A 22,349-nucleotide genomic window follows, 5' to 3' on the forward strand; every position below is an offset into this window, starting at 1 on the left:
CAGATGATCCGCTCCCAGCGCTGGAAGGGTGCCGCGTTCACGGTGCCCTTCCAGCTTGGCTTCCTGTTCCTCTACGTGCTGCCGATCGGCTACGCCGTCTACCAGTCGCTGTTCGTCGAGCAGCAGTCCGGACTGGGCCTTGGCGGCGGCGCCACGGAGAAGTTCGCCGGCCTCGACAACTACCAGCGCGGCCTGACCGACTCGGCGTTCCTCGGCTCCGTCCTGCGGGTGTTCCTGTTCGCCTGCGTCCAGATCCCGGTGATGCTCGGCATCAGCCTGGTGCTCGCTCTGCTCCTGGACGCGGTCACCGCACGGGCGGCCGGCCGGTTCCGGATCATGCTGCTCGTCCCTTACATGATTCCGGGGGTTGTCGCCGCCATCGTGTGGGTCAACCTGTACAGCCCGCTCGTGGGACCGCTGACGCCCCTGGGCGAGTTCTTCGGGTTTCACTGGGACTTCTTCGCGCCCTCGATGGTCTGGCCCTCCATCGGCAATCTGCTCACCTGGCACGGCATCGGCTACAACATGGTGATCATCTACGCCGCGTTGCAGGGTGTGCCCCGCGAACTGTTCGAGGCGGCGCGGCTGGACGGTGCCTCCGAGCTGCGGATCGCCCTGAGCATCAAGATCCCGTACGTCCGCGCGGCCCTGGTGCTGACCGGTCTGTTGTCCATCATCCAGATGCTGCAGATCTTCAATGAGCCCGCGCTGTTCCGGAACGTCACCCCGCAGACGGTGACCGACAGCTTCACGCCGATCATGATCATTTACAGCCAGGCGTTCAGCGCCAACAACTACCACTACGCCGCGACCCTGTCGGTGCTGCTCGCCCTCATCCTCGGCGTCGCCTCCTTCCTCTTCTACCGGCTGACGTCGAAGGAGGTCGACTGATGACACTCACCGAGAACCGGGCCGGGAAGTCCGCGACTCCGGTGGTCCGCCGGCGCACCCGTCCGGATCCGGCCACGCGCTCGCGCGGCGGCCAGCGTTTCCTGCTCATCGGGCTGACGCTGGCCGGCGTCTACAGCCTGTTCCCGGTGTGGTGGCTGATCGTGGCGTCCACCAAGGACCGCGTCGCGTTGTACCAGTCGAACGGCATGTGGTTCTCCGGCTGGCACCTGTGGGACAACCTGCACCAGGTGTTCACGTACGACGGCGGCATCTTCCTGCGCTGGACCGCCAACTCCTTCCTGTACGCGGGAGTCGGCTCCCTCGGCGGCACCCTCGTCGCCCTCGCCACCGGGTACGGCCTGGCCCGCTTCGACTTCCCCGGGCGGGGCGTGGTGTTCGCGTGTGTCGTGGGCTCGTTCCTGATCCCGCTCGCCCTGCTGACCCTGCCGCTGTACCTGCTGTTCTCGAGGATCGGCCTGGTGGACACGCCCTGGGCAATGCTCATCCCCTGCCTGATCAACCCGTTCAGCGTGTATCTGGCCAAGGTCTACACCGAGTCCACGATCCCGTTCGAGCTGCTGGAGGCGGCCCGCATCGACGGCGCCGGAGAGCTGCGCATCTTCTTCAGCATCGTGCTGCGGATGATGACCACGGGCGGCGCCACGGTGTTCCTGCTCGCCTTCGTCAACACCTGGAACGCGTTCTTCCTCCCGCTGACCGTGCTGCGCGGCGAGGAGAACTGGACCCTCAACCTGGGGCTCTACAACTGGACCGGCAAGAAGATGGAGTCCGGTGTCGACGTGACCAGCCTGGTGCTCACCGGCGCGCTGCTGTCCATCATCCCGATGGCGATCATGATGGTGGCGATGCGTCGCTACTGGCGGACGGGCGTCACGCTGGGAGCGCTCAAGTGACCGTGCTGCGCAACCCCGTCGTCCGCGGCTTCGCCCCGGACCCCTCCCTGGTCCGGGCGGGTGACTGGTACTACGTGGCGACCAGTTCCTTCGAGTGGTTCCCGACGATCCCGGTGCACCGTTCGCGGGACCTGGCCCACTGGGAGTACGCGGGTCATGTGCGCGGCGCGGTCCCCGGCGACTCGCTGGCCGGGGTGCCGGACTCGGGCGGCATCTGGGCGCCGTCGCTGAGCTGGGACGGGGAGCGCTTCTGGGTGGTCTACGCGGTCGTACGGTCGGTCGGCACGCCGTACTTCGACCTGGACACGTACATCTCCACGGCCACCGACGTGGCCGGCAAGTGGACGCCCCCGCGCCGCGTCGCGAGCCACGGCTTCGACCCCGCCCTCTTCCACCACGAGGGCCGGCTGTGGCTCGCCAACCTGCAGAACGACCACCGTCCCGGCGGGCGGCGCTTCGCCGGGATCGTGCTGACCGAACTGGACCGCGAGACACTCGCCCCGGTCGGCGGCACGCATCTGCTGCTGCAGCACGAACGGCTCATCGAGGGACCGAAGTTGCTGTACCGCGACGGCTGGTACGTCCTCGTGCTCGCGGAGGGCGGCACCGGCTTCGAGCACGGGGTCCGGGTCGCGCGCAGCCGGAAGCTCACCGGCCCGTACGAGCTCGACGACCGTCCCCTGCTGACCACCCGTGACGACCCCTCCGTACCGCTGCAGAAGGCCGGACACGGAGAGCTGGTCGAAACCCCGCAGGGGCAGTGGGTGCTCAGCCATCTGACGGCCCGTCCGCTGCACACCCCGCACGGACCGCGCTGCACCCTCGGCCGGGAGACGGCCGTGCAGGCGGTGACGTGGGACGCGGACGGCTGGCCCAGGCTGCGCCAAGGCGGCCATCACCCGGCGGTCGAGGTCGACGTGGCCACGCCGGCCCGGTCCGCTCGACCGGCCGCCGACGAGGGGCCGTTGGGCTGGCCCTGGAGCACCCTGCGCGGATACGCCGACCCGTCCTGGGCCGACACGACGAGCCGCCCCGGCTGGATCCGGCTGCGCGGCAGGCACGGACCCGAGTCGCGCTGGGAGCACAGTCTGCTCGCGCAGCGCATCACCGAGCATCGCGCGGAGGTCGAAGTCACCGTCGAGGCACGGCCGTTCACCTTCACCCAGGCCGCCGGTCTGGTGCTCCGGTACGACGCCGGGGGGTACCTCGGCGTCGACCTGACCTGGGCCGAGCCGGAGGGCGAGGGGCAGCGGGGGCAGCAGTGGCGGGGGCAAGGACGTACGGTCCTCAGCCTGGTGGAGCGGGACGAGGAGGGTGCGCGGCAGGTCGCGGTCGTGGAGGTCGATCCGGGTGTGCCGGTCACGCTGGGGGTGACGACCGACGGTGCCGAGGCGCGGTTCTGGTACGTGCGGGACGGGGCCCGAACGCCCGTCGGCCCGCCTCTCGACTTCAGCCGGCTGTCCGACGACCACGGCTCCCGGCTGCGCTTCACCGGTGCGATGGCCGGCATCCACGCCCGGGATCTCGTCGACGCGTCCTTCACGGCCGACTTCCGTGACTTCCGGCTGACGTGCACGCCGTCCGAGTGACGTGCCCGCCCGGATCCCGTGATGCACGCCCCAAGATCCTGTGGAGTCCGGTGTCTTCACGACGGGTTGGGGCACGCCTAGGATAGCAAGCGCTTTCTAGAGGTCGGTGGGTCCCGCCACCGGCCCCGATGCGGCGCTGGTCGAGCTTTCGCTGGCCCTCGGGCGGGCCGGAGAGGTGGTTCCCGATGGTCCGTACGGGGAGTGCGAGCGTGACGGCCGGACCGACGCTGGCGGTCGTGGCCCGCGAGGCCGGGGTGTCCGTGCCGACGGCGTCCAAGGTGGTCAACGGCCGCGAGGACGTGGCGCCCGAGACGCGCCGCCGGGTCACGGAGGCGCTGGACCGGCTCGGCTACGTCCGCAGACCCAGGTTCGACGCGGCGAAGCCGCCCCGGCTGGTGGACCTCGTCGTGCACTCCCTGGACAGCTCCTGGTCCGGCGCGGTGCTGCACGGCGTGGAGGAGGCGGCGCACGACGCCGGCCTGGACGTGGTCGTCTCGGCCGCCCTGTCCCGCACCCGGGGCAGCCGCCCGCAGCGCGGCTGGCTGGACAAGCTCACCGTCCGCGGCTCCTCCGGTGTGCTGTTCAACCTGGCCGAGCTGACCGAGTCCCAGTACTCCTGGCTGGACCAGCACCGCATCCCCTTCGTCATGATCGACCCGGTCCTCGAACCACCGCCCGGCGTGGTGTCGGTGGGCGCGGCGAACTGGCAGGGCGGGGTCACCGCGACCGAGCACCTGCTGTCCCTCGGACACAAACGCATCGCCGTCGTCGCCGGCCATCGGCGCAAGATGTGCAGCAACGCACGGGTCGCCGGCTACCGCTCGGCACTCGCCTCGGCCGGACTCCTCCACCGCCCCGAGTACGTCCGCCACGGCGGGTTCGACGAGGCGGTCGCCCGGCGCCGCATGGGCGAACTCCTCGACCTGCCCGAGCCGCCGACGGCCGTCTTCGTCTGCTCGGACCGGATGGCTCTCGGCGTCTACGAGGCCCTGGCCGAGCGGGGGTTGCGGGTCCCGGACGACATCAGCGTCATAGGCTTCGACGACCTGCCGGAGGCCCGCTGGGCCTCCCCCGCCCTGACCACCGTGCGCCAGCCGCTGGGGGAGATGGCGGCGACGGCCCTGCGGATCCTGGTGCGGATGATGGACGGGGAGCGCCCCGAAGGGACGCGTACGGAGCTGTCGACTCGGCTGGTGGAGCGGGCGAGCACGGCGCCGCCGGCCGTTTCCTGAGCACGGCCGCCGCCGACCATGGCATGATGGCTGGCTCTCCCAGCAGCAGGATGGCCGGTCGCCAGGTCCAAGACGACCAGTGCCCGCTGTTTCGCGTGCCCATTGGCCAGGGCTTCGTCAGCTCCACCACTGTCTGTCCGTTCCGGAACTCCAAAGCGCCCACGAAAGTGGGCCCGCCAACGCCACGCTCAACGCACGTTCGCCGGCGGGAGCATGTGCAGTCCCAACTCCCGGTAGACGGCCTCCGGGTGCCGGGAAGAAACCCGCCAAGCCAGGTCCTCGAAGTAGCGCATGGGATTCCGCTGGTGCTCTTCGCGCTCCAGATAGACATAGGGAGCGAGCAGGTTCCAAGCCCGCAGCAGGCTCCCGCCGTAGGCGCCGATGATCAGGGATTCATCGACAAGACCGTGCACGACCAGCTTGCCGAGGTCGTTGTAGAAGAGACCGACACGTTGGATGTACCGCCTGCTCTCCTCTGGGAGCTGCTGATATGCGATGGGCTGTGGATGTTCGACTGTCAGCCGGTACAGAACGTACTCGACTGCTTCGAGGTAGTCGTCGCCCCGCGTGTCCCTGAACCCCTCCAGGATCATCGCCAGCACGGTCGACTTCCGGGATGACGTGAGCTGACTCCACGCCAACCAGGCCGAGGTGACCAACGCGATCACCGAAACCAGCAACGTCACAACGTTCAGGTTCACCGTTCCCCCACTTCTGCCGATCCGCGGTGACAGCACAGTGCACCGTTTGGCCCCCTCAAGGGCAGACCCTCGGACTGCCTGCACGGTTTCATCGCCGACCAATGAGCCCTGCCCGCGTCGGATGGAATCCGGGCTCCGTAGTGGTGGCTCGGTCCGGGGGGATTCCCCACCCGGGCAGAATGCTGTTGCCCTGCCTCTGAGGCGGCCGCGGTGGCTGTCCGCCGCGGCGCCTTCTGCGGCTGCGAGGTTCAGCTGATGCGGTGCACCCGCTGGGTGGTCAGTTCGTAGCGGGCGCCGACGATGGCCAGCGCGCCCGAGTCCACCTTGGCGGCGAGATCGGGCTCCGCAGCGAGCCGCGACCGGAGCAGCCGTATGTTGGCGTCGATCGTCGCGTCGACGCGCGCGTCGCCCTCCTTGCCACGGTCGACGGCCGGGCTGATCCGGCGGCTGAGGAGGGCCGCGTCTTTTCGGGGTCCTTCCGGGCAGTGTGCGCGTAGCCTCGGCCGCGATGAACACGATTCCGGCACTCCTCGACCACCTCGTTCTCGCGACCCCCGATCTGGCGGCGACGGTCGCCGAGTTCACCCGGCGCACCGGCGTGGCGCCGGCGCCCGGTGGCGTGCATGTCGGGCTCGGTACGCGCAACTACCTGGTCGGCCTTGGCGGCACGGGCTATCTGGAGATCATCGGCCCGGATCCGGAGCAGGCCGAACCGTCCGGCCCGCGCCCGTTCGACGTCGACGCAGTGGCCTCGGCCCGGACGGTGACCTGGGCGATCAGCCCGCCGGACCTGGACGCGGCGATCGCGGCGGCGCGGGCCCGGGGCTACGATCCGGGCGACGTACGCCCGATGAAGCGCCGCCGGCCCGACGGCACCCTACTTGAATGGCGCCTGACCGACGGCGACACCGCGCATCCCTCCGGGCTGGTGCCCTTCCTGATCGACTGGGGTTCCTCGGTCCATCCGACCGCGTCGGGACTGCCCGTCACTCCCCTGCTGGAGCTGTCCGCGAGCACCCCCGACCCGGACGAGATCCGCCCACTGCTGTCCGCCGTCGACGCGGAACTGGCCCTGACCGAGGGGCCGGTGGGGTTCACCTTCACGTTGGACACGCCCCGGGGGTCCGTGACCTTCGAGTGAGTCGACCAGGAGTGTCCGATTCCTTCAAGACCGGTCGTCCCAGGGCTGCCTACGGTGGTCGTATGACTCCACGATTCGATGCCATCGGCCTGGTCGTCTCCGACATGGCCGCCTCCGTCGCCTTCTACCGTCGGCTCGGGTTCGCCCTTCCCGAGGGGGCCGAGCAGGAGCCGCACGTCGAGGCCGAACTGCCGGGTGGGATCCGGCTGTTGCTGGACACAGAGGACACGGTCCGTTCGTTCCACGCGGGGTGGCGGGCGCCGTCCGGAAGCGGGCGGGCCGCGCTTGCGCTGCGCTGCGACGGGCCCGGCGAGGTCGACGCGGTGTACGAGGAGCTGGTGGGCGCCGGGTACCACGGTGAGCTCAAGCCCTGGGACGCCTTCTGGGGGCAGCGGTACGCCGTCCTGCACGACCCGGACGGCAACGGGGTCGACCTGTTCGCGCCGCTAGCGCAGTAGTTGCCCCGGTGTTGTGCCCGTCAACTCCCGTACGTCCCGGGACAGATGGGCCTGGTCCGCGTAGCCGGCGCGAATCGCCGTGTCCGCGAGGGGGACGCCGTCCCTGGCCAGGGCGAGGGCACGCTGCATCCGCAGGATGCGCGCCAGCGTCTTGGGGCCGTAGCCGAAGGCGGTCAGTGAGCGGCGGTGCAACTGGCGTGCGCCGACACCGAGTTCGTCAGCGATCGCGGCGACCGGGCGGCCCGCCTCGAGGGCCGTGACAAGGCGCCGCAGCAGGGGGTCGGGCGGGGCGGTGCGGGCCGCCAGGTGCAGCGCGGCCTCCTCGAGTCCCGTCGCGGGGTGGCCCGCCGCCTCGACCCGGGCGCGCAGGCGGCGTACCTCCGCGGCCGGCCACAGGTCGGTCAGTTCCGCCCGCTGGTCGCGCAGGTCCTGGGCCGGTACGCGGAGGAGGGCAGGCGCGGTGCCGGGAGAGAAGCGGACGCCCGCCCAGTGGGTCGGCGGGCCCCCGGTGTCGTATGCGCGCGTGTCCGGGCCGGCGATCAGCAGGCGTCCCTCGTTCCACAGGAGGTCCATGCACCCGTCGGGGAGGACGGGGCCGGCGCCCGGGGCGGACGGGGTGTTCGTCCATACGACGGCGCCGGGGAGACGGGACGGGCGTTCCGCGTACACGTACGCCACGTTACGCCGGGGGGCGCCCGATGTCCGGTTCACGGGAATGAGCCGTTCAGTGATGGGCGCCCGAGGTGTGCGGGAGTTCACTTGGAGCATGACGAAGAACGCGCAGAACATGACGGTGGTGGTGACCGGCGCGTCCGGTCGTACGGGGAGCCGGGTGGCGCAGGCCGCCGAGGCCGCGGGGCTGAGCGTGCGGGCGGCCACGCGGGCGCAGGGCTTCGACTGGCGGGACCGGTCGACGTGGGCGCAGACCCTGCGGGGCGCCGACGCGGCGTACCTGGTGTACCCGTCGGACGTCGGCGCACCGGACGCGGCCCGCGGGGTGGGGCTGCTCGCCCATGAGGCGGTCTCGCTGGGCGTACGGCGGCTGGTGCTGCTGTCGTCGCGGGGCGAGGAGCGGGCGCGGCCGACGGAGGAGGCGCTGCGGGAGTCGGGGGCGGACTGGACGGTCGTACGGGCCGCGTGGTTCGCGCAGAACTTCAGCGAGGGGCCGCTGGTGGAGGGGCTGCGGCAGAGCGGGGAGTTGGTGTTCCCGGGCGGGGACGCGCGCGAGCCGTTCGTCGACCTGCGGGACGTCGCGGAGGTCGTGGTGGCCGCGCTGACCGCAGGCGACCGGTATGTGGGGCAGTCGCTGGCCGTGTCGGGGCCGCGGCTGCTGACCTGGGGGGAAGCGGTGGCGGAGATCGGTGAGGCGGCGGGGCGTGAGCTGATGTACACGCCGGTGTCGGCGGTTCAGCACGGGGAGAACCTGGCCGGGTTCGGGGTGCCGGCCGAGGAGGTCGAGTTCCTGGTCGAGCTGTTCGAGTCGCTGCTGGACGGGCGCAACGCGTACCTCTCGGACGGGGTGCAGGAGGTGCTGGGGCGTGAGCCACGGGACTTCCGGGAGTTCGCGAGGGAGGCCGCGGCCGCAGGGGTCTGGAAGGCGTGACGCGCCCTCACTGCTCGGGCGGCTCCTCCTCCCCGCCCCCCTTCGGTGAACTCTTCGCATGGGTCCGGAACCGGCCCGTCACGTCCTCCGGTGGAAGGAAGCGGGACCAGCGTTCGGGGAACTCGGAGGGCATGTCGGGGTCGTCGGGGTCGTCGTGGGAGCGGATCGCGGCCATGCGGGCGACGTACTCCGCGGCCTCCTCCTCGCGGAGCCGTTCGTTGGCCTCGCGCGCCGCGGCCGTCGCGGCGGCCGGCCAGACGCGGTCGATCGCCGCGTTCACCGCCGCGCCGACCAGGACGGCGAACGCGGACACACCGATCCACAGCAGTACGGCGACGGCGGCGGCCAGCGAGCCGTAGATCGTCGCACCCTCGATGGTGTTCGTCAGGTAGATGCGGAGGAGGAAGCTGCCGAGCACCCACATGCCGAGGGCGACGAGGGCTCCGGGCACGTCCTCGATCCAGGGGGAACGGACGGGGACGGAGACGTGGTAGAGCGTGGTGAGGAAGGCGATGGACAGGACGATCACCACGGGCCAGTACAGGACCTGGACGACCGTCGTCGACCACGGCAGGATCCGCACCACCGCGTCCGGGCCCGCGACCATCAGCGGCAGCGCGATCGAACCGATCAGCAGCGCCCCGATGAACAGCAGGAACGCCACCAGTCGCGTCTTGACGATGCCCCGGACGCCGTCGAGGCCGTACATGACGGTGATGGTGTCGATGAAGACGTTCACCGCGCGCGACCCGGACCACAGGGCGAAGAGGAAGCCGATGGAGATGACGTCGGGTCGGCCGCCCTTCATCACGTCGTCCAGAATCGGCTGCGCGATCTGGCGGACCCCCTTGTCCGACAGGACCGTCCGCGAGGCCTCCAGGAGGTTGGCCTCCAGGCTGCTGATGCTGTCGGTGCCGGTCCAGTCGTCGACGTAGCCGAGCAGGCCGATGAGGCTCAGCAGCAGCGGCGGCACGGACAGCAGGGTGAAGAAGGCCGCCTCGGCCGCGAGGCCCAGGATGCGGTACTCGATGCAGGAATTGACGGTGTCCTTCAGAAGCAGCCAGGCGGTCCTGCGCTTGGAGACGTTCCGGTAGAGGGCACGCGCCCGGTGGAGCCGGCCCGGATTGCTCTCGGGTGACTCGGGTGACTGACTCACTGGCTGCACGTCCTAAAGGTATCCGCCGGGAGACTCGGCACTCATCCCTGGTGGGACGGTTGTCCCCGGGCCGCCCGGCCCAGGGCCTGTCCGGCGGCTCACGCCGCAGACGCGGAGCGTGGCACGCCCTCCTCCGCCTTGCAGCCGGACGCTCCCCCACGCTCGAACAACCTCGCGCGGGGGCACCCCCATCGCCCCGCTCACCCGCGCTGAACAGATGCCGCCGCTCCCCTGCTACTTGATCCGCCGGACAGGCCCGCTGTGTCGGGCCAGCCATGACCGCCCTACCCCGGGGTAGGTTCGGCTGTATGGCAGGCAGCACGCACACCGTGAGCAACCAGCCCCCGCCGCTCGTCGGGTACGACGTCTTCACCGCCGACCGCGCCCTGGTCGCGGCGGTCGAACGGCACCTGGCGCCGGAACTGCTCGACGAGGCGCGCGCCGAGCTGTCGGCGCTCGGGCGGTCGGCCGGTTCGGCGCAACTGCAGGAGTGGGGGGCGCAGGCCAACGAGAACCCACCGAGGCTGCGTACGTACGACCGCTACGGCCACCGTGTCGACGAGGTCGACTTCCATCCGGCCTGGCACCGGCTGCTGGGCAAGGGCGTCGCGGCGGGTCTGACCGCGGCGTGGGCCCGGCCCGGCGGTCATGTGCGGCGGGCGGCCGGGTTCCTGGTCTGGACGCAGGTCGAGGCCGGCAACGGCTGTCCGCTGTCGATGACCCACGCCGCCGTGCCCGCCCTGCGCACCGACCCGGCGCTGGCCGCCGAGTGGGAGCCGAGGCTGACGTCCACGATCTACGACCGTGAGCTGCGGCCCGCCCACCTGAAGGCGGGAGCGCTCTTCGGGATGGGCATGACCGAGAAGCAGGGCGGCAGCGACGTGCGGGCCAACACGACGGTCGCCGTCCCGCTCGCCGAGGACGGGACGTACGCGCTGACCGGGCACAAGTGGTTCTGCTCCGCGCCCATGTCGGACGGGTTCCTCGTGCTCGCCCAGGCGCCCGACGGGCTGACCTGTTTCCTGGTGCCGCGTGTGCTGGGGGACGGGACGCGCAACACGTTCCTCATCCAGCGGCTGAAGGACAAGCTGGGCAACCGGTCGAACGCCTCCAGCGAGGTCGAGTTCGACGGCACCTGGGCGCGCCGGGTCGGCGAGGAGGGGCGCGGCGTGCGGACCATCATCGGGATGGTCGCGGCGACCCGGCTGGACTGTGTGCTGGGGTCGGCGGGGCTGATGCGGCAGGCGGTCGTGCAGGCGGTGCACCACTGTGCCCACCGCGAGGCGTTCGGCGGGCGCCTTCTCGACAAGCCGCTGATGCGCAATGTTCTGGCCGATCTCGCGCTGGAGTCGGAGGCGGCGACCACCCTCGCGCTGCGGCTCGCCGCTGCCTGTGACGACGGGGGCGAGCAGGAGACGGCGTTCCTGCGGATCGCCGTCCCGGCGGCCAAGTACTGGGTGACCAAGCGCTGTGCGCCGGTGGCGGTGGAGGCTGCGGAGTGCCTGGGCGGCAACGGGTACGTCGAGGAGTCCGGGATGCCCCGGCTGGTGCGCGAGTCGCCGCTGAACTCGATCTGGGAGGGGGCCGGCAACGTCCAGGCGCTGGACGTGCTGCGGGCCCTGCGACGCGAGCCGCTCGCGCTCAACGCCTGTCTGCAGGAGATCGGTGAGGCACGGGGCGCCGACCACCGGCTGGACGGGGCGATCAAGAACCTGCTGACGGAACTGGCCGATCTGGAGGGCGTCGAGGGGCGGGCCCGACGGCTTGCGGAACGGCTTGCACTGGTGCTCCAGGGGGCGCTCCTCGTGCGCCACGCGCCCCCGGCGGTCGCCGATGCGTTCTGTGCCTCGCGCCTGGGCGGGGACGGGGGTGCGGCCTTCGGGACGCTGCCGCACACCCTGGATCTGCAGTCGGTGGTGGAGCGGGCGCGTCCGCAGTCCTGACCTGCGGGAACAGGTTGCGGGGGTGGTGCTGCGCCGACACGGCACCACCCCCGCCAGGTTGGCCCTGCGAGGCCAGAAACGCCGCTCGGGACGGCGTAGGACAAGTTTCAATGACCATTCGGATCTCCACCAGGGTTGCAAGGGGTTGCAACTTGCTGGTCTCTGTGTCCGGACTGTGTTCTCCGGTCCCCGGCGGACGGCAAGATGTGACGCACGGCCGGGCTGGAAACCGTCGGCCGGATGGTAGCGGCAAGCGATTGCCGGTACGCGCTTCCATGGAGGTCCAGTGGCGAACCCGCCGATCAACGTGACGCAACTCGCCGCCGCGGACGCGGCGCGGGCGGCGCGGGTGCTCAGCGAGGTGCGCGACGCCACGCTCGCCGGCCAGCGGGCCCGCGTCGCCCCCCGCCCGGTGATCCAGCAGTCCTGGGGGCGGATGATGCGCGGCGGCGTCGATCCCGAGCACGACTTCCGGTCGGGGCTGCTCAGTACGGACGAGGTGCGGCAGCGCCGGGAGGAGTCCCCGCTGCGGCACATGATGCCGGTGCTGCGGGAGGGGCTGCTGTCGGTCGCGGACGTCGCCCACCACATCATGGTGGTGACCGACGGGGACGGCCGGGTGCTGTGGCGTGAGGGCTCGTCCGCCGTGCTGCGCAAGGCCGACGGGGTCGGCTTTGAACTGGGCGCCGACTGGCGCGAGGACGTCGTCGGCACCAACGGCGTGGGCACCACGGCGGTGGTGCGCCGTCCCGTGCAGGTCTTCGCCTCGGAGCACTTCGCACGGTCGCAGGGCTCCTGGACCTGCACGGGCGCCCCGCTCACCGACCCGCGGGACGGGCGGCTGCTCGGCGTGGTGGACGTCAGCGGCCCACTGGAGACGATGCATCCGGCGACGCTCGCCTGGGTCGACTCGGTGGCCAAGCTCGCCGAGGCCCGGCTGCGCGAGCTGCATCTGACCTCGCTGGAGCAGCTGCGTGCCGTGGCGGCGCCGGCCCTCGCCCGGCTCGGCGGCCGGGCCCTGGTGGTGGACCGCAACGGCTGGACCGCGGCGGTGACGGGCATGCCGTACACGAACCGGCTCGCGCTGCCCAAGTCGCTCGCGCCGGGCCGCCGGTGGCTGCCCGCGCTCGGGCTGTGCACGGTGGAACCGCTGGCCGGGGGCTGGCTGGTGCGGGCCGCCGACGAACCAGTGCCGCACGGCGTCACCCGTGTCGTCCTCGACCTGAGCCGGCCGCGCCGCTGGTCGGTGACGGTCTCGGGTCCGGCGGGCGACTGGTCCCACGAACTGAGCCCCCGGCACGCCGAATTGCTCTACCTCCTCGCGGTGCACCGCACCGGCCGCAGCGCTTCGGGCCTGGCCGAGGACATGTTCGGCGATCCGGCCCGTACGGTGACGGTGCGGGCCGAGATGTCGCGGGTCCGGCGGTATCTCGGTGCTTTCCTGGAACACCGGCCGTATCGTTTCTGCGAAGACGCGGAGATCGAGGTGCTCCTCCCGGACGACCCGCGCGACCTGCTGCCGCACTCGACCGCGCCCGCGGTGGCCGCGGGACGGGGTTCCAGCGGCATGCCGTAATTGGTTCACGCGGTGGCATCTTCCGCATATTTGCGAGGTTCTTCGTACGAGACGGCCACTTCCTGCCGTAGCATCCCCTCTACGGGCCACCCCACCTGCTCCTCGGTCAACGTACGGATCATCAGGCGCAGTTGGCCCGCTCGGGAGGATCAATGAAGCAACGTGGCCGACATCGCCGACGCAGACGGGGCAGAGCGCTGCGCGCCTTCCTGGCCGGAACCGCCGTCGCGCTCACCGCCGCCGCCACCATGATCAGCGCCTCCCAGGCCACGGTCCCCGACAGCCCCGGAGCCCTGAAGCCGCTCACGTCGCCGGACGAGACCGCGCGACTGCGGCTCACGGAGGACCTGGTGCCGAAGTCCTCCCTCGACCGGCTCGCCGCCGGGATGGGCCGGCCCGTCGGCGTCTCGGCCGTCCTCGACGGCGCCGACCACGAACTGCGTGACGCGATCCAGTGCACGGCCGGCGAGCGCCGGGCGCTGCCGGCCACCCCTGTGGCCACCAGCGCCTACTGCTGGGACGCCGCCGACACCCGGGGCTGGCGGCCCGGCGCGGTCACCACCTCCGGTGACGCGGACGACGACGGGCGCTGGGGCCGGAACCGCGTGATCCTCTCCGGCTGGAGCCGCAGTGGCGGCGACCCGGCCGACCGCGACCTCGCCCGGGTCGCCTTCGTCGACGCGAACGACCCGAACCGTCCCACCTACTCCTGGGTGCTCCTCGTCGTCCCGGTCGACGGCGGACGCGACTACCGGGGACTGACCTCGCACCTCTCCGGAATGGTCTGGTACGAGGACAAACTGCTGGTCACCGCCGACGAAGGGGACAGCGCCGCGCTGTACGTCTACGACATGAACCGTGTGCAGCGGGCCACCGTGACCGGCGAGGCGGTCGGCCGGGTGCGTGGCGGCTGGTCGGCGCACGGCTACCGGTACGTCCTGCCCGCCGTCGGCTCCTACCGGCTGACCGGCGGCGAGGGCGCCCCGCACCCCGGCAGCATCTCCCTCGACCGCGGCACGGCACCCGACAGCCTCGCCGCGAGCGAGTGGACCCTGGAGGACGGCGACCGGACGGCCCGCCTGTGGCGCTACTCCTTCAGCACCGCCCCCGGCCGCTCCGGCCTCCTCGCCACCGACTCGACCGGGACCGTGAAGGCCGCCGAGGCGTACGAGACGCGGGCGGACGGCATCCGGGGCGTGCTGTCGTACGGATCACGGTGGTACGTCAGCCTTGCCGCCGAGGGGCAGGACGTCAACGGGACGTTGTGGCGACAGGACACGGAGGGGTCGCAGGCCCCGGAGTGCGGCTCCGGGAAGTCGCACAGCTGCTGGAGCGGCCAGACGGAGTCCCTGTCGTACTGGCAGGAGACCGGCGAGGTGTGGGCCCAGTCGGGACGGGTGCTGTTCGCGCTGCCGCTGGCCTCGATCGACAGATCAGCGGAGTAGATGATTCCCTGGCCGTCATGAGCCACATCCCCGTGACCACCTGGTCCCTGGAACAGACCGCCCCGACCGATCTCCTTCCTGCCGCCGCACCCGAGGGAGATGTCCGGATTGTCCGCTCCGAGCTCCCCTCGCCGGAGTTCAGCCGCTTTCTGTACGCCTCCGTGGGCGGGGACATCCTCTGGATCGACCGGCTGGGCTGGACGTACGCGCAGTGGCGGGAACACCTGGACCGACCGGGCGTGGAGACATGGGTGGCCCACGACCGGGGCACGCCCGCGGGGTACGTGGAACTGGAGCCGCAGGACGACGGCGTGGTGGAGGTCGCCTACTTCGGGCTGATCCCGGCCTTCCGCGGACGACGGATCGGCGGACACCTGCTCTCGTACGGCGCCGCACGCGCCTGGGACCTCGCGGACCGCTGGCCGGGGCTGGCGCAGACGAAGCGGGTGTGGCTGCACACCTGCAGCAAGGACGGCGAGCACGCGATGGACAACTACCTGCGCCGGGGATTCCGGCTGTTCGACACCAAGGTCGAGGAGGAGCCGCACATGGCCACCCCAGGACCCTGGCCCGGGGCCTACCCTGCCTGACCTGCGCGGACAAGGCCACGTGCGGCGCATGTGACCGAAGACACTCCCGTCTCGCATCTCGGGACAAGGGTGTCCACATGATGGACGAAGCTGGACTGTGTCCAGATCGCCGTGACACGCTTCCGTCATGTCTGGAACTGGAATTGCCTTGGTGAGTCGGCGGCACGTCGACCTCGGCCGCATGTCCAGCGCCATCTGTCCGGCGAGCTGACGAGCCCACAGCACCGCCGACATTCCCGACCTCTCTCTCGCCTGCGCAGTGACGCGCACGTATGCCCACGCGCCCGTACACGCAGGTCAGAGCCGCTTCCCGCCTGTCCCGAAGGACGTATCCACCATGGCCGCCACCCCGCAGAACCCTGCCGCCGCGACTCCCCGCCGCAAGGTGAGCCGTCACCGTGGCGAGGGTCAGTGGGCCGCGGGTCACTTCACCCCGCTCAACGGCAACGAACAGTTCAAGAAGGACGACGACGGTCTCAATGTGCGGACACGCATTGAGACGATCTACTCCAAGCGGGGCTTCGACTCGATCGACCCCAACGACCTGCGCGGCCGTATGCGTTGGTGGGGCCTGTACACCCAGCGCAAGCCCGGGATCGATGGCGGCAAGACCGCGATCCTGGAGCCGGAGGAGCTGGACGACGAGCACTTCATGCTGCGCGTCCGCATCGACGGCGGCCGGCTGACCACGCAGCAGCTGCGCGTCATCGGCGAGATCTCCCAGGAGTTCGCGCGCGGCACCGCGGACATCACGGACCGGCAGAACGTCCAGTACCACTGGATCCGGATCGAGGACGTGCCCGAGATCTGGGACCGGCTCGAGGCGGTCGGTCTGTCCACCACCGAGGCCTGCGGCGACACGCCCCGTGTGATCCTCGGCTCCCCCGTCGCCGGCATCGCCGAGGACGAGGTCATCGACGGCACCCCGGCCGTCGAGGAGATCCACCGCCGGATCGTCGGCAACAAGGCGTTCTCCAACCTGCCCCGCAAGTTCAAGTCCGCGATCTCCGGCTCGCCGCTGCTCGATGTGGCGCACGAGATCAACGACATCGCCTTCGTCGGCGTCAACCACCCCGAGCACGGCCCCGGCTTCGACCTGTGGGTCGGCGGCGGCCTGTCCACCAACCCGAAGATCGGTGTCCGGCTCGGCGCCTGGGTCCCGCTGGACGAGGTCCCGGACGTCTACGAGGGCGTCATCTCCATCTTCCGCGACTACGGCTACCGGCGGCTGCGCACCCGCGCCCGCCTGAAGTTCCTGGTCGCCGACTGGGGGGCGGAGAAGTTCCGCCAGGTGCTGGAGGACGAGTACCTGGGGCGCAAGCTGACCGACGGCCCCGCGCCCGCCCAGCCCGTGGAGCGCTGGCGGGACCACGTCGGTGTGCACCGGCAGCAGGACGGCCGGTTCTACGTCGGTTTCGCCCCGCGCGTCGGCCGTGTCGACGGCACCACGCTGACGAAGATCGCCGATCTGGCGGAGGCGCACGGCTCGGGCCGGGTCCGTACGACGGTCGAGCAGAAGATGATCGTGCTCGATGTCGAGGAGGCGCAGGTCGAGTCGCTGGTCGACGGCCTGGAGGCGCTGGACCTGACCACGAAGCCCTCCCCCTTCCGGCGCGGCACCATGGCCTGCACCGGCATCGAGTTCTGCAAGCTCGCCATCGTCGAGACCAAGCAGCGCGGCATCACGCTGATCGACGAACTCGAGCGCCGTATCCCGGACTTCGACGAGCCGATCACCATCAACATCAACGGCTGCCCGAACGCCTGCGCCCGTATCCAGGTCGCGGACATCGGTCTCAAGGGCCAGCTCGTCCTCGACGACAACGGTGAGCAGGTCGAGGGCTTCCAGGTGCATCTGGGCGGCGCGCTCGGTCTGGAGGCCGGGTTCGGTCGCAAGGTGCGTGGCCTGAAGGTCACCTCCGAGGAGCTGCCGGACTACGTCGAGCGCGTGCTCAAGCGGTTCCAGGCGGAGCGCGAGGACGGCGAGCGGTTCGCCACATGGGCTGCGCGAGCTTCTGAGGAGGCCCTGTCGTGAGCGAACGGGCCGCCCCCTTCTACTGCCCCTACTGCGGCGACGAGGACCTGCGTCCCAACGAGCAGGGCCACGGCGCCTGGGAATGCGCGGCATGCAACCGCGCATTCCAGCTGAAGTTCCTCGGGCTGCTTGCCCGGGGGGTTCAGCGAGCCGACTCCGGAGGGGAACAGATATGACGACGGCTCAGGAAGAGCGTACGGAAGAGGAGTTGAAGGCCCTCGCCGAACAGGCCGGGCGCGACCTGGAGGACGCCTCCGCGCTGGAGATCCTCCAGTGGGCGGTGGACACCTTCGGCAAGGGCTTCTGCGTGACCTCCTCCATGGAGGACGCTGTGGTCGCCCATCTGGCCTCCCGCGTCCTCAAGGGCGTGGACGTGGTATTCCTCGACACCGGCTACCACTTCCCCGAGACCATCGGCACCCGGGACGCGGTCGAGGCCGTGATGGACGTCAACGTCATCACGCTCACCCCGCGCCAGACGGTCGCCGAGCAGGACGCCGAGTACGGGCCCAAGCTGCACGACCGCGACCCCGACCTCTGCTGCAAGCTCCGCAAGGTGCAGCCGCTGGAGGAGGGCCTGAAGAGCTACCGGGCCTGGGCGACCGGGCTGCGCCGAGACGAGTCCCCGACCCGGGCGAACACCCCGGTCGTCGGCTGGGACGAGAAGCGCCGGAAGGTCAAGATCTCCCCGATCGCCCGCTGGACCCAGGACGACGTGGACGCGTACGTCGCCGAACACGGCGTACTCACCAACCCGCTGCTGATGGACGGCTACGCCTCCGTCGGCTGCGCCCCCTGCACCCGGCGGGTCCTGGAGGGCGAGGACGCGCGCGCCGGCCGCTGGGCGGGCCGTGCCAAGACCGAGTGCGGGCTGCACGGCTGACCATGACACAGACACAGGAGACACACGTGACGACCGGAGCCACCGTCTGGCTCACGGGTCTGCCGAGCGCCGGCAAGACCACCATCGCGTACCAGCTGGCCGGCCGGCTGCGCGAGGAGGGCCACCTCGTCGAGGTGCTCGACGGCGACGAGATCCGCGAGTTCATCTCGGCGGGCCTCGGCTTCAGCCGCGAGGACCGTCACACCAACGTGCAGCGCATCGGCTTCCTCGCCGAACTGCTCGCGCGCAACGGCGTCAAGGCTCTCGTGCCGGTGATCGCGCCGTACGCGGACAGCCGGGAGGCCGTGCGCAAGCGGCACCAGGAGGGCGGCACCGCGTACCTCGAGGTGCACGTCGCCACTCCGGTCGAGGTGTGCTCCGTACGCGATGTGAAGGGCCTGTACGCCAAGCAGGCCGCGGGTGAGCTCAAGGGGCTCACCGGGGTCGACGACCCGTACGAGGAGCCCGAGTCGCCCGACCTGCGCATCGAGTCCCAGGACCAGACCGTGCAGGAGTCCGCGGCGTCGGTGTACGCCCTGCTCAGCGAAAGGGGACTGGCATGACGACGACCGTGGCGACCGTGGAGGAGGGTACGGACTCTCCGTACGCCCTCTCGCACCTGGACGCGCTGGAGTCCGAGGGGGTGCACATCTTCCGCGAGGTCGCGGGCGAGTTCGAGAACCCGGTGATCCTGTTCTCCGGCGGCAAGGACTCCATCGTCATGCTGCACCTCGCGCTGAAGGCGTTCGCCCCGGCGGCGGTCCCCTTCTCGCTGCTGCACGTCGACACCGGGCACAACTTCCCCGAGGTCATCGAGTACCGGGACCGCACGGTCGCCCGGCACAACCTGCGGCTGCACGTGGCCTCCGTTCAGGACTACATCGACCGGGGTGTACTGCGTGAACGCCCCGACGGGACCCGGAACCCGCTCCAGACCCTTCCGCTGACGGAGAAGATCCAGAGCGAGAAGTTCGACGCCGTGTTCGGCGGCGGGCGGCGGGACGAGGAGAAGGCCCGCGCCAAGGAGCGGGTGTTCTCCCTGCGGGACGAGTTCTCCCAGTGGGACCCGCGGCGCCAGCGCCCGGAGCTGTGGAACCTGTACAACGGGCGGCACGCGCCCGGCGAGCACGTGCGTGTGTTCCCGCTGTCCAACTGGACCGAGCTGGACGTCTGGCAGTACATCGCCCGCGAGGGCATCGAGCTGCCGGAGATCTACTACGCGCACGAGCGCGAGGTCTTCCAGCGGGGCGGCATGTGGCTGACCGCCGGTGAGTGGGGCGGGCCGAAGGACGGCGAGACCGTCGAGAAGCGCCTCATCCGTTACCGGACCGTCGGTGACATGTCCTGCACGGGCGCCGTCGACTCCGACGCGGTGACGCTGGACCAGGTCATCGCCGAGATCGCCGCCTCCCGGCTCACCGAGCGCGGCGCGACCCGCGCCGACGACAAGCTCTCCGAGGCCGCGATGGAAGACCGCAAGCGCGAGGGGTACTTCTAAGCATGAGCACGACGACGACCGAGGAACTCTCGGCCACCACCCTGCTGCGGTTCGCCACCGCGGGCTCCGTCGACGACGGCAAGTCCACGCTCGTCGGCCGGCTGCTGCACGACTCCAAGTCGGTGCTCACCGACCAGCTGGAGGCCGTGGAGCGCGCGTCCGCCAGTCGCGGCCAGGAGGGTCCCGACCTCGCGCTGCTGACGGACGGCCTGCGTGCCGAGCGCGAGCAGGGCATCACCATCGACGTGGCCTACCGCTACTTCGCGACCGCGCGCCGCCGGTTCATCCTGGCCGACACGCCGGGCCATGTGCAGTACACACGGAACATGGTCACCGGCGCGTCGACGGCCGAGCTGACGGTGATCCTGGTGGACGCCCGCAACGGCGTCGTCGAGCAGACCCGCCGGCACGCCGCGATCGCCGCGCTGCTGCGGGTGCCGCACGTGGTGCTCGCCGTCAACAAGATGGACCTGGTCGACTACCAGGAGTCCGTGTTCGCCGCGATCGCCGAGGAGTTCACGGCGTACGCGATCGAACTGGGCGTCCCCGAGGTCACCGCGATCCCGATCTCCGCGCTCGCCGGCGACAACGTCGTGGAGCCGTCCGCGAACATGGACTGGTACGGCGGTCCCACGGTGCTCGAGCACCTGGAGACGGTCCCGGTCACGCACGACCTGAGCCACTGCCACGCCCGGCTGCCCGTGCAGTACGTGATCCGGCCGCAGAGCGCCGAGCACCCGGACTACCGGGGGTACGCGGGCCAGATCGCGGCCGGTTCCTTCCGGGTCGGCGAGCAGGTCATGGTCCTGCCGTCCGGCCGTACGACGAAGATCTCCGGCATCGATCTGCTCGGCAAGCCGGTCGACGTCGCCTGGACCACGCAGTCGGTGACCGTCCTGCTGGAGGACGACATCGACATCTCGCGCGGCGACCTCATCGTGCCCAGCAAGGACGCCCCGGCGACCACGCAGGACATCGAGGCGACGGTCTGCCATGTGGCCGACCAGCCGCTGACCGTCGGTCACCGGGTGCTGCTCAAGCACGGCACCCGCACGGTCAAGGCGATCGTGAAGGACATCCCGTCCCGTCTCACGCTCGACGACCTGTCCCTGCACCCGCATCCGGGACAGCTCGTCGCCAACGACATCGGCCGGGTGAAGATCCGCACCGCCGAGCCGCTGCCGGTCGACTCCTACGCCGACTCGCGCCGCACCGGCTCGTTCATCCTGATCGACCCGGCCGACGGCACCACGCTCACCGCGGGCATGGTCGGCGAGTCGTTCGCGTCCCCGGAGCCCGTCAAGGACGAGGCCGAGGACGACGGGTGGGACTTCTGACATGAACTCCACCGACTACTACGCGACGTTCGCGAAGGAGGGCGGCCGTGTCGGCTGGGGGTCCCCCCGGACGAAGTCTGGGGGAGGCGCCCTCGGCAGCGGGCAGGGCGGAGTGCCGCGATGTGTGCGCTGACGTACGCGCACTGCCTGCGCGCCCTCGCCCCCCACCGCCGTAGACGAAGACCTGCCGACCTCCCGGCCACGACCTGAAAAGACCGTGACCGCCGGGCCAACGAGAGGAAAGCCTCCCGTGCCTGCCACTCCCGTCCTGCGCCGCACCTTCGCGGTCGTCGCCGCGCTCCCTGTGCTGACGCTCGCCGCCTGCGGCTACGGCTCAAAGGCCGACGACGGCTCGGCCGCCCACAAGGTCGCCGCCGGAGCCCAGAAGATCGACGGTCTCGACTCCGTCAAGATCGGCTACTTCGGCAACCTGACCCACGGCACCGCGCTCGTCGGCGTGAACAAGGGCTATTTCCAGAAGGCGCTCGGCGCGACCGAGGCGAAGTACCAGGTCTTCAACGCCGGTCCCTCGGAGATCGAGGCGCTGAACTCCGGGTCCATCGACATCGGCTGGATCGGCCCGTCCCCGGCGATCAACGGCTACACCAAGTCCGACGGCAAGAGCCTGCGCATCATCGGCGGTTCGGCGTCCGGCGGTGTGAAGCTCGTCGTCAACCCGAAGAAGATCAAGACCCTGGCGGACGTCAAGGGCAAGAAGATCGCCACCCCGCAGCTCGGCAACACGCAGGACGTGGCGTTCCTCAACTGGATCGCGGAGCAGGGCTGGAAGGTCGACGCGGAGAGCGGCAAGGGCGACGTGTCGGTGGTCCGCACCGACAACAAGGTCACCCCGGACGCCTACAAGTCCGGTTCCGTCGACGGCGCCTGGGTGCCGGAGCCGACCGCGTCCAAGCTGGTCGCCGAGGGCGCGAAGGTGCTGCTCGACGAGGCCTCCCTGTGGCCCGACAAGAAGTTCGTGATCACGAACATCATCGTGTCGCAGAAGTTCCTCACGGAGCACCCGAAGGCCGTCCAGGCCGTGCTGAAGGCCTCGGCCGAGACCAACAAGTGGATCAACGCCAACCCGGACGAGGCGAAGGCCGCGGCGAACGCGCAGCTGAAGACCGACTCGGGCAAGGCCCTGCCGGCCGAGGTCCTGGACCCGGCGTGGAAGTCCATCCAGTTCACCGACGACCCGCTGGCCTCCACCCTCAACACCGAGGCGGAGCACGCCGTCAAGGCGGGTCTGCTCGAGAACCCGAAGCTGGACGGCATCTACGACCTGACGATCCTGAACAAGGTCCTGAAGGCCGCGGGCGAAGGCACCGTCGACGACGCCGGTCTCGGCGTCGAGTAA

At 70.6% G+C, this 22,349-nt stretch carries 22 protein-coding genes and 1 pseudogene; 19 read left to right on the forward strand and 4 right to left on the reverse strand.

Features of this window, described 5'->3' with window-relative positions; all coding sequences use genetic code 11:
• Window positions 1-3 precede the first annotated feature (3 nt).
• The 4 genes from ABZO29_RS11830 (at window position 4) to ABZO29_RS11845 (ending at window position 4,626) form a co-directional block, all read left to right on the forward strand.
• Window positions 4-891, forward strand: coding sequence for a carbohydrate ABC transporter permease (locus ABZO29_RS11830; protein WP_367320126.1), 888 nt, complete (start codon window positions 4-6; stop codon window positions 889-891).
• Complete coding sequence (locus ABZO29_RS11835) at window positions 891-1,805, forward strand: carbohydrate ABC transporter permease (protein ID WP_367320127.1); 915 nt, start codon at window positions 891-893, stop codon at window positions 1,803-1,805. The genes ABZO29_RS11830 and ABZO29_RS11835 overlap by 1 nt, the downstream gene beginning before the upstream one ends.
• Window positions 1,802-3,394 (forward strand): family 43 glycosylhydrolase, encoded by a 1,593-nt coding sequence (locus tag ABZO29_RS11840; protein ID WP_367320128.1) that lies wholly within the window; start codon window positions 1,802-1,804, stop codon window positions 3,392-3,394. Before ABZO29_RS11835 ends, ABZO29_RS11840 begins: the two co-directional genes overlap by 4 nt.
• A gap of 185 nt (window positions 3,395-3,579) precedes the next feature.
• Entirely contained in the window at window positions 3,580-4,626 is a 1,047-nt protein-coding gene (locus ABZO29_RS11845) for a LacI family DNA-binding transcriptional regulator (RefSeq protein WP_367320129.1), read from the forward strand.
• 188 nt (window positions 4,627-4,814) lie between these two features.
• Here ABZO29_RS11845 and ABZO29_RS11850 read toward each other — a convergent pair whose 3' ends face one another.
• Complete coding sequence (locus tag ABZO29_RS11850; protein ID WP_367320130.1) at window positions 4,815-5,327, reverse strand: hypothetical protein; 513 nt, start codon at window positions 5,325-5,327, stop codon at window positions 4,815-4,817.
• Between the two features lie 248 nt (window positions 5,328-5,575).
• Window positions 5,576-5,779 (reverse strand): annotated as a pseudogene (locus ABZO29_RS11855) (carbonic anhydrase); the annotation flags it as partial.
• Between the two features lie 56 nt (window positions 5,780-5,835).
• Here ABZO29_RS11855 and ABZO29_RS11860 point away from each other — a divergent pair.
• Window positions 5,836-6,468 carry a VOC family protein gene (locus tag ABZO29_RS11860; RefSeq protein ID WP_367320131.1) on the forward strand — a complete coding sequence of 211 codons (633 nt, stop codon included), beginning with the start codon at window positions 5,836-5,838 and terminating at the stop codon, window positions 6,466-6,468.
• A gap of 62 nt (window positions 6,469-6,530) precedes the next feature.
• A complete protein-coding gene (locus tag ABZO29_RS11865) occupies window positions 6,531-6,926 on the forward strand; it encodes a VOC family protein (protein ID WP_367320132.1) in 396 nt (131 codons plus the stop codon).
• Here ABZO29_RS11865 and ABZO29_RS11870 read toward each other — a convergent pair.
• A complete protein-coding gene (locus tag ABZO29_RS11870; protein ID WP_367320133.1) occupies window positions 6,915-7,595 on the reverse strand; it encodes a helix-turn-helix domain-containing protein in 681 nt (226 codons plus the stop codon). The two genes, ABZO29_RS11865 and ABZO29_RS11870, sit on opposite strands and share 12 nt — an antisense overlap.
• 97 nt (window positions 7,596-7,692) lie before the next feature.
• Here ABZO29_RS11870 and ABZO29_RS11875 point away from each other — a divergent pair, with 97 nt between their 5' ends.
• Entirely contained in the window at window positions 7,693-8,529 is an 837-nt protein-coding gene (locus ABZO29_RS11875) for an SDR family oxidoreductase (RefSeq protein ID WP_367320134.1), read from the forward strand.
• 7 nt (window positions 8,530-8,536) lie between these two features.
• Here the strand turns inward: ABZO29_RS11875 and ABZO29_RS11880 are convergent, their stop codons facing one another.
• Window positions 8,537-9,694: a YihY/virulence factor BrkB family protein gene (locus ABZO29_RS11880; RefSeq protein WP_367320135.1), complete on the reverse strand. Its 1,158-nt coding sequence runs from the start codon at window positions 9,692-9,694 to the stop codon at window positions 8,537-8,539.
• A gap of 299 nt (window positions 9,695-9,993) precedes the next feature.
• Here ABZO29_RS11880 and ABZO29_RS11885 point away from each other — a divergent pair, with 299 nt between their 5' ends.
• The 12 genes from ABZO29_RS11885 to ABZO29_RS11940 all read left to right on the forward strand — a co-directional run bounded on the left by ABZO29_RS11885 (window position 9,994) and on the right by ABZO29_RS11940 (window position 22,349).
• Window positions 9,994-11,628 (forward strand): acyl-CoA dehydrogenase family protein, encoded by a 1,635-nt coding sequence (locus tag ABZO29_RS11885; protein ID WP_367320136.1) that lies wholly within the window; start codon window positions 9,994-9,996, stop codon window positions 11,626-11,628.
• 286 nt (window positions 11,629-11,914) lie between these two features.
• On the forward strand, window positions 11,915-13,204 hold the full coding sequence (locus ABZO29_RS11890) for a GAF domain-containing protein (protein ID WP_367320137.1): 1,290 nt from the start codon (window positions 11,915-11,917) through the stop codon (window positions 13,202-13,204).
• A gap of 152 nt (window positions 13,205-13,356) precedes the next feature.
• On the forward strand, window positions 13,357-14,649 hold the full coding sequence (locus ABZO29_RS11895) for a hypothetical protein (protein ID WP_367320138.1): 1,293 nt from the start codon (window positions 13,357-13,359) through the stop codon (window positions 14,647-14,649).
• A 17-nt stretch (window positions 14,650-14,666) separates the two neighbouring features.
• Complete coding sequence (locus ABZO29_RS11900; RefSeq protein ID WP_367320139.1) at window positions 14,667-15,239, forward strand: GNAT family N-acetyltransferase; 573 nt, start codon at window positions 14,667-14,669, stop codon at window positions 15,237-15,239.
• Between the two features lie 127 nt (window positions 15,240-15,366).
• The gene (locus ABZO29_RS11905) at window positions 15,367-15,450 is read left to right on the forward strand and encodes a putative leader peptide (protein WP_309486338.1); all 84 of its coding nucleotides are present in this window, start codon (window positions 15,367-15,369) and stop codon (window positions 15,448-15,450) included.
• Window positions 15,451-15,576: 126 nt separating this feature from the next.
• Window positions 15,577-17,274, forward strand: a complete 1,698-nt coding sequence (locus ABZO29_RS11910; RefSeq protein ID WP_367320140.1) for a nitrite/sulfite reductase — start codon at window positions 15,577-15,579, stop codon at window positions 17,272-17,274.
• Window positions 17,271-17,450 (forward strand): hypothetical protein, encoded by a 180-nt coding sequence (locus tag ABZO29_RS11915; RefSeq protein ID WP_367320141.1) that lies wholly within the window; start codon window positions 17,271-17,273, stop codon window positions 17,448-17,450. The genes ABZO29_RS11910 and ABZO29_RS11915 overlap by 4 nt, the downstream gene beginning before the upstream one ends.
• A complete protein-coding gene (locus tag ABZO29_RS11920; protein WP_367320142.1) occupies window positions 17,447-18,157 on the forward strand; it encodes a phosphoadenylyl-sulfate reductase in 711 nt (236 codons plus the stop codon). The genes ABZO29_RS11915 and ABZO29_RS11920 overlap by 4 nt, the downstream gene beginning before the upstream one ends.
• Before the next feature lie 26 nt (window positions 18,158-18,183).
• The gene (gene cysC / locus ABZO29_RS11925; RefSeq protein WP_367320143.1) at window positions 18,184-18,720 is read left to right on the forward strand and encodes an adenylyl-sulfate kinase; all 537 of its coding nucleotides are present in this window, start codon (window positions 18,184-18,186) and stop codon (window positions 18,718-18,720) included.
• Window positions 18,717-19,655 (forward strand): sulfate adenylyltransferase subunit CysD, encoded by a 939-nt coding sequence (cysD, locus tag ABZO29_RS11930; protein WP_367320144.1) that lies wholly within the window; start codon window positions 18,717-18,719, stop codon window positions 19,653-19,655. The genes cysC and cysD overlap by 4 nt, the downstream gene beginning before the upstream one ends.
• Window positions 19,656-19,657: 2 nt before the next feature.
• A complete protein-coding gene (locus ABZO29_RS11935; RefSeq protein ID WP_367320145.1) occupies window positions 19,658-20,992 on the forward strand; it encodes a sulfate adenylyltransferase subunit 1 in 1,335 nt (444 codons plus the stop codon).
• Between the two features lie 250 nt (window positions 20,993-21,242).
• The gene (locus ABZO29_RS11940) at window positions 21,243-22,349 is read left to right on the forward strand and encodes an aliphatic sulfonate ABC transporter substrate-binding protein (protein WP_367320146.1); all 1,107 of its coding nucleotides are present in this window, start codon (window positions 21,243-21,245) and stop codon (window positions 22,347-22,349) included.

It is taken from the genome of Streptomyces sp. HUAS ZL42 (genome assembly GCF_040782645.1).
GTDB lineage: Bacteria > Actinomycetota > Actinomycetes > Streptomycetales > Streptomycetaceae > Streptomyces.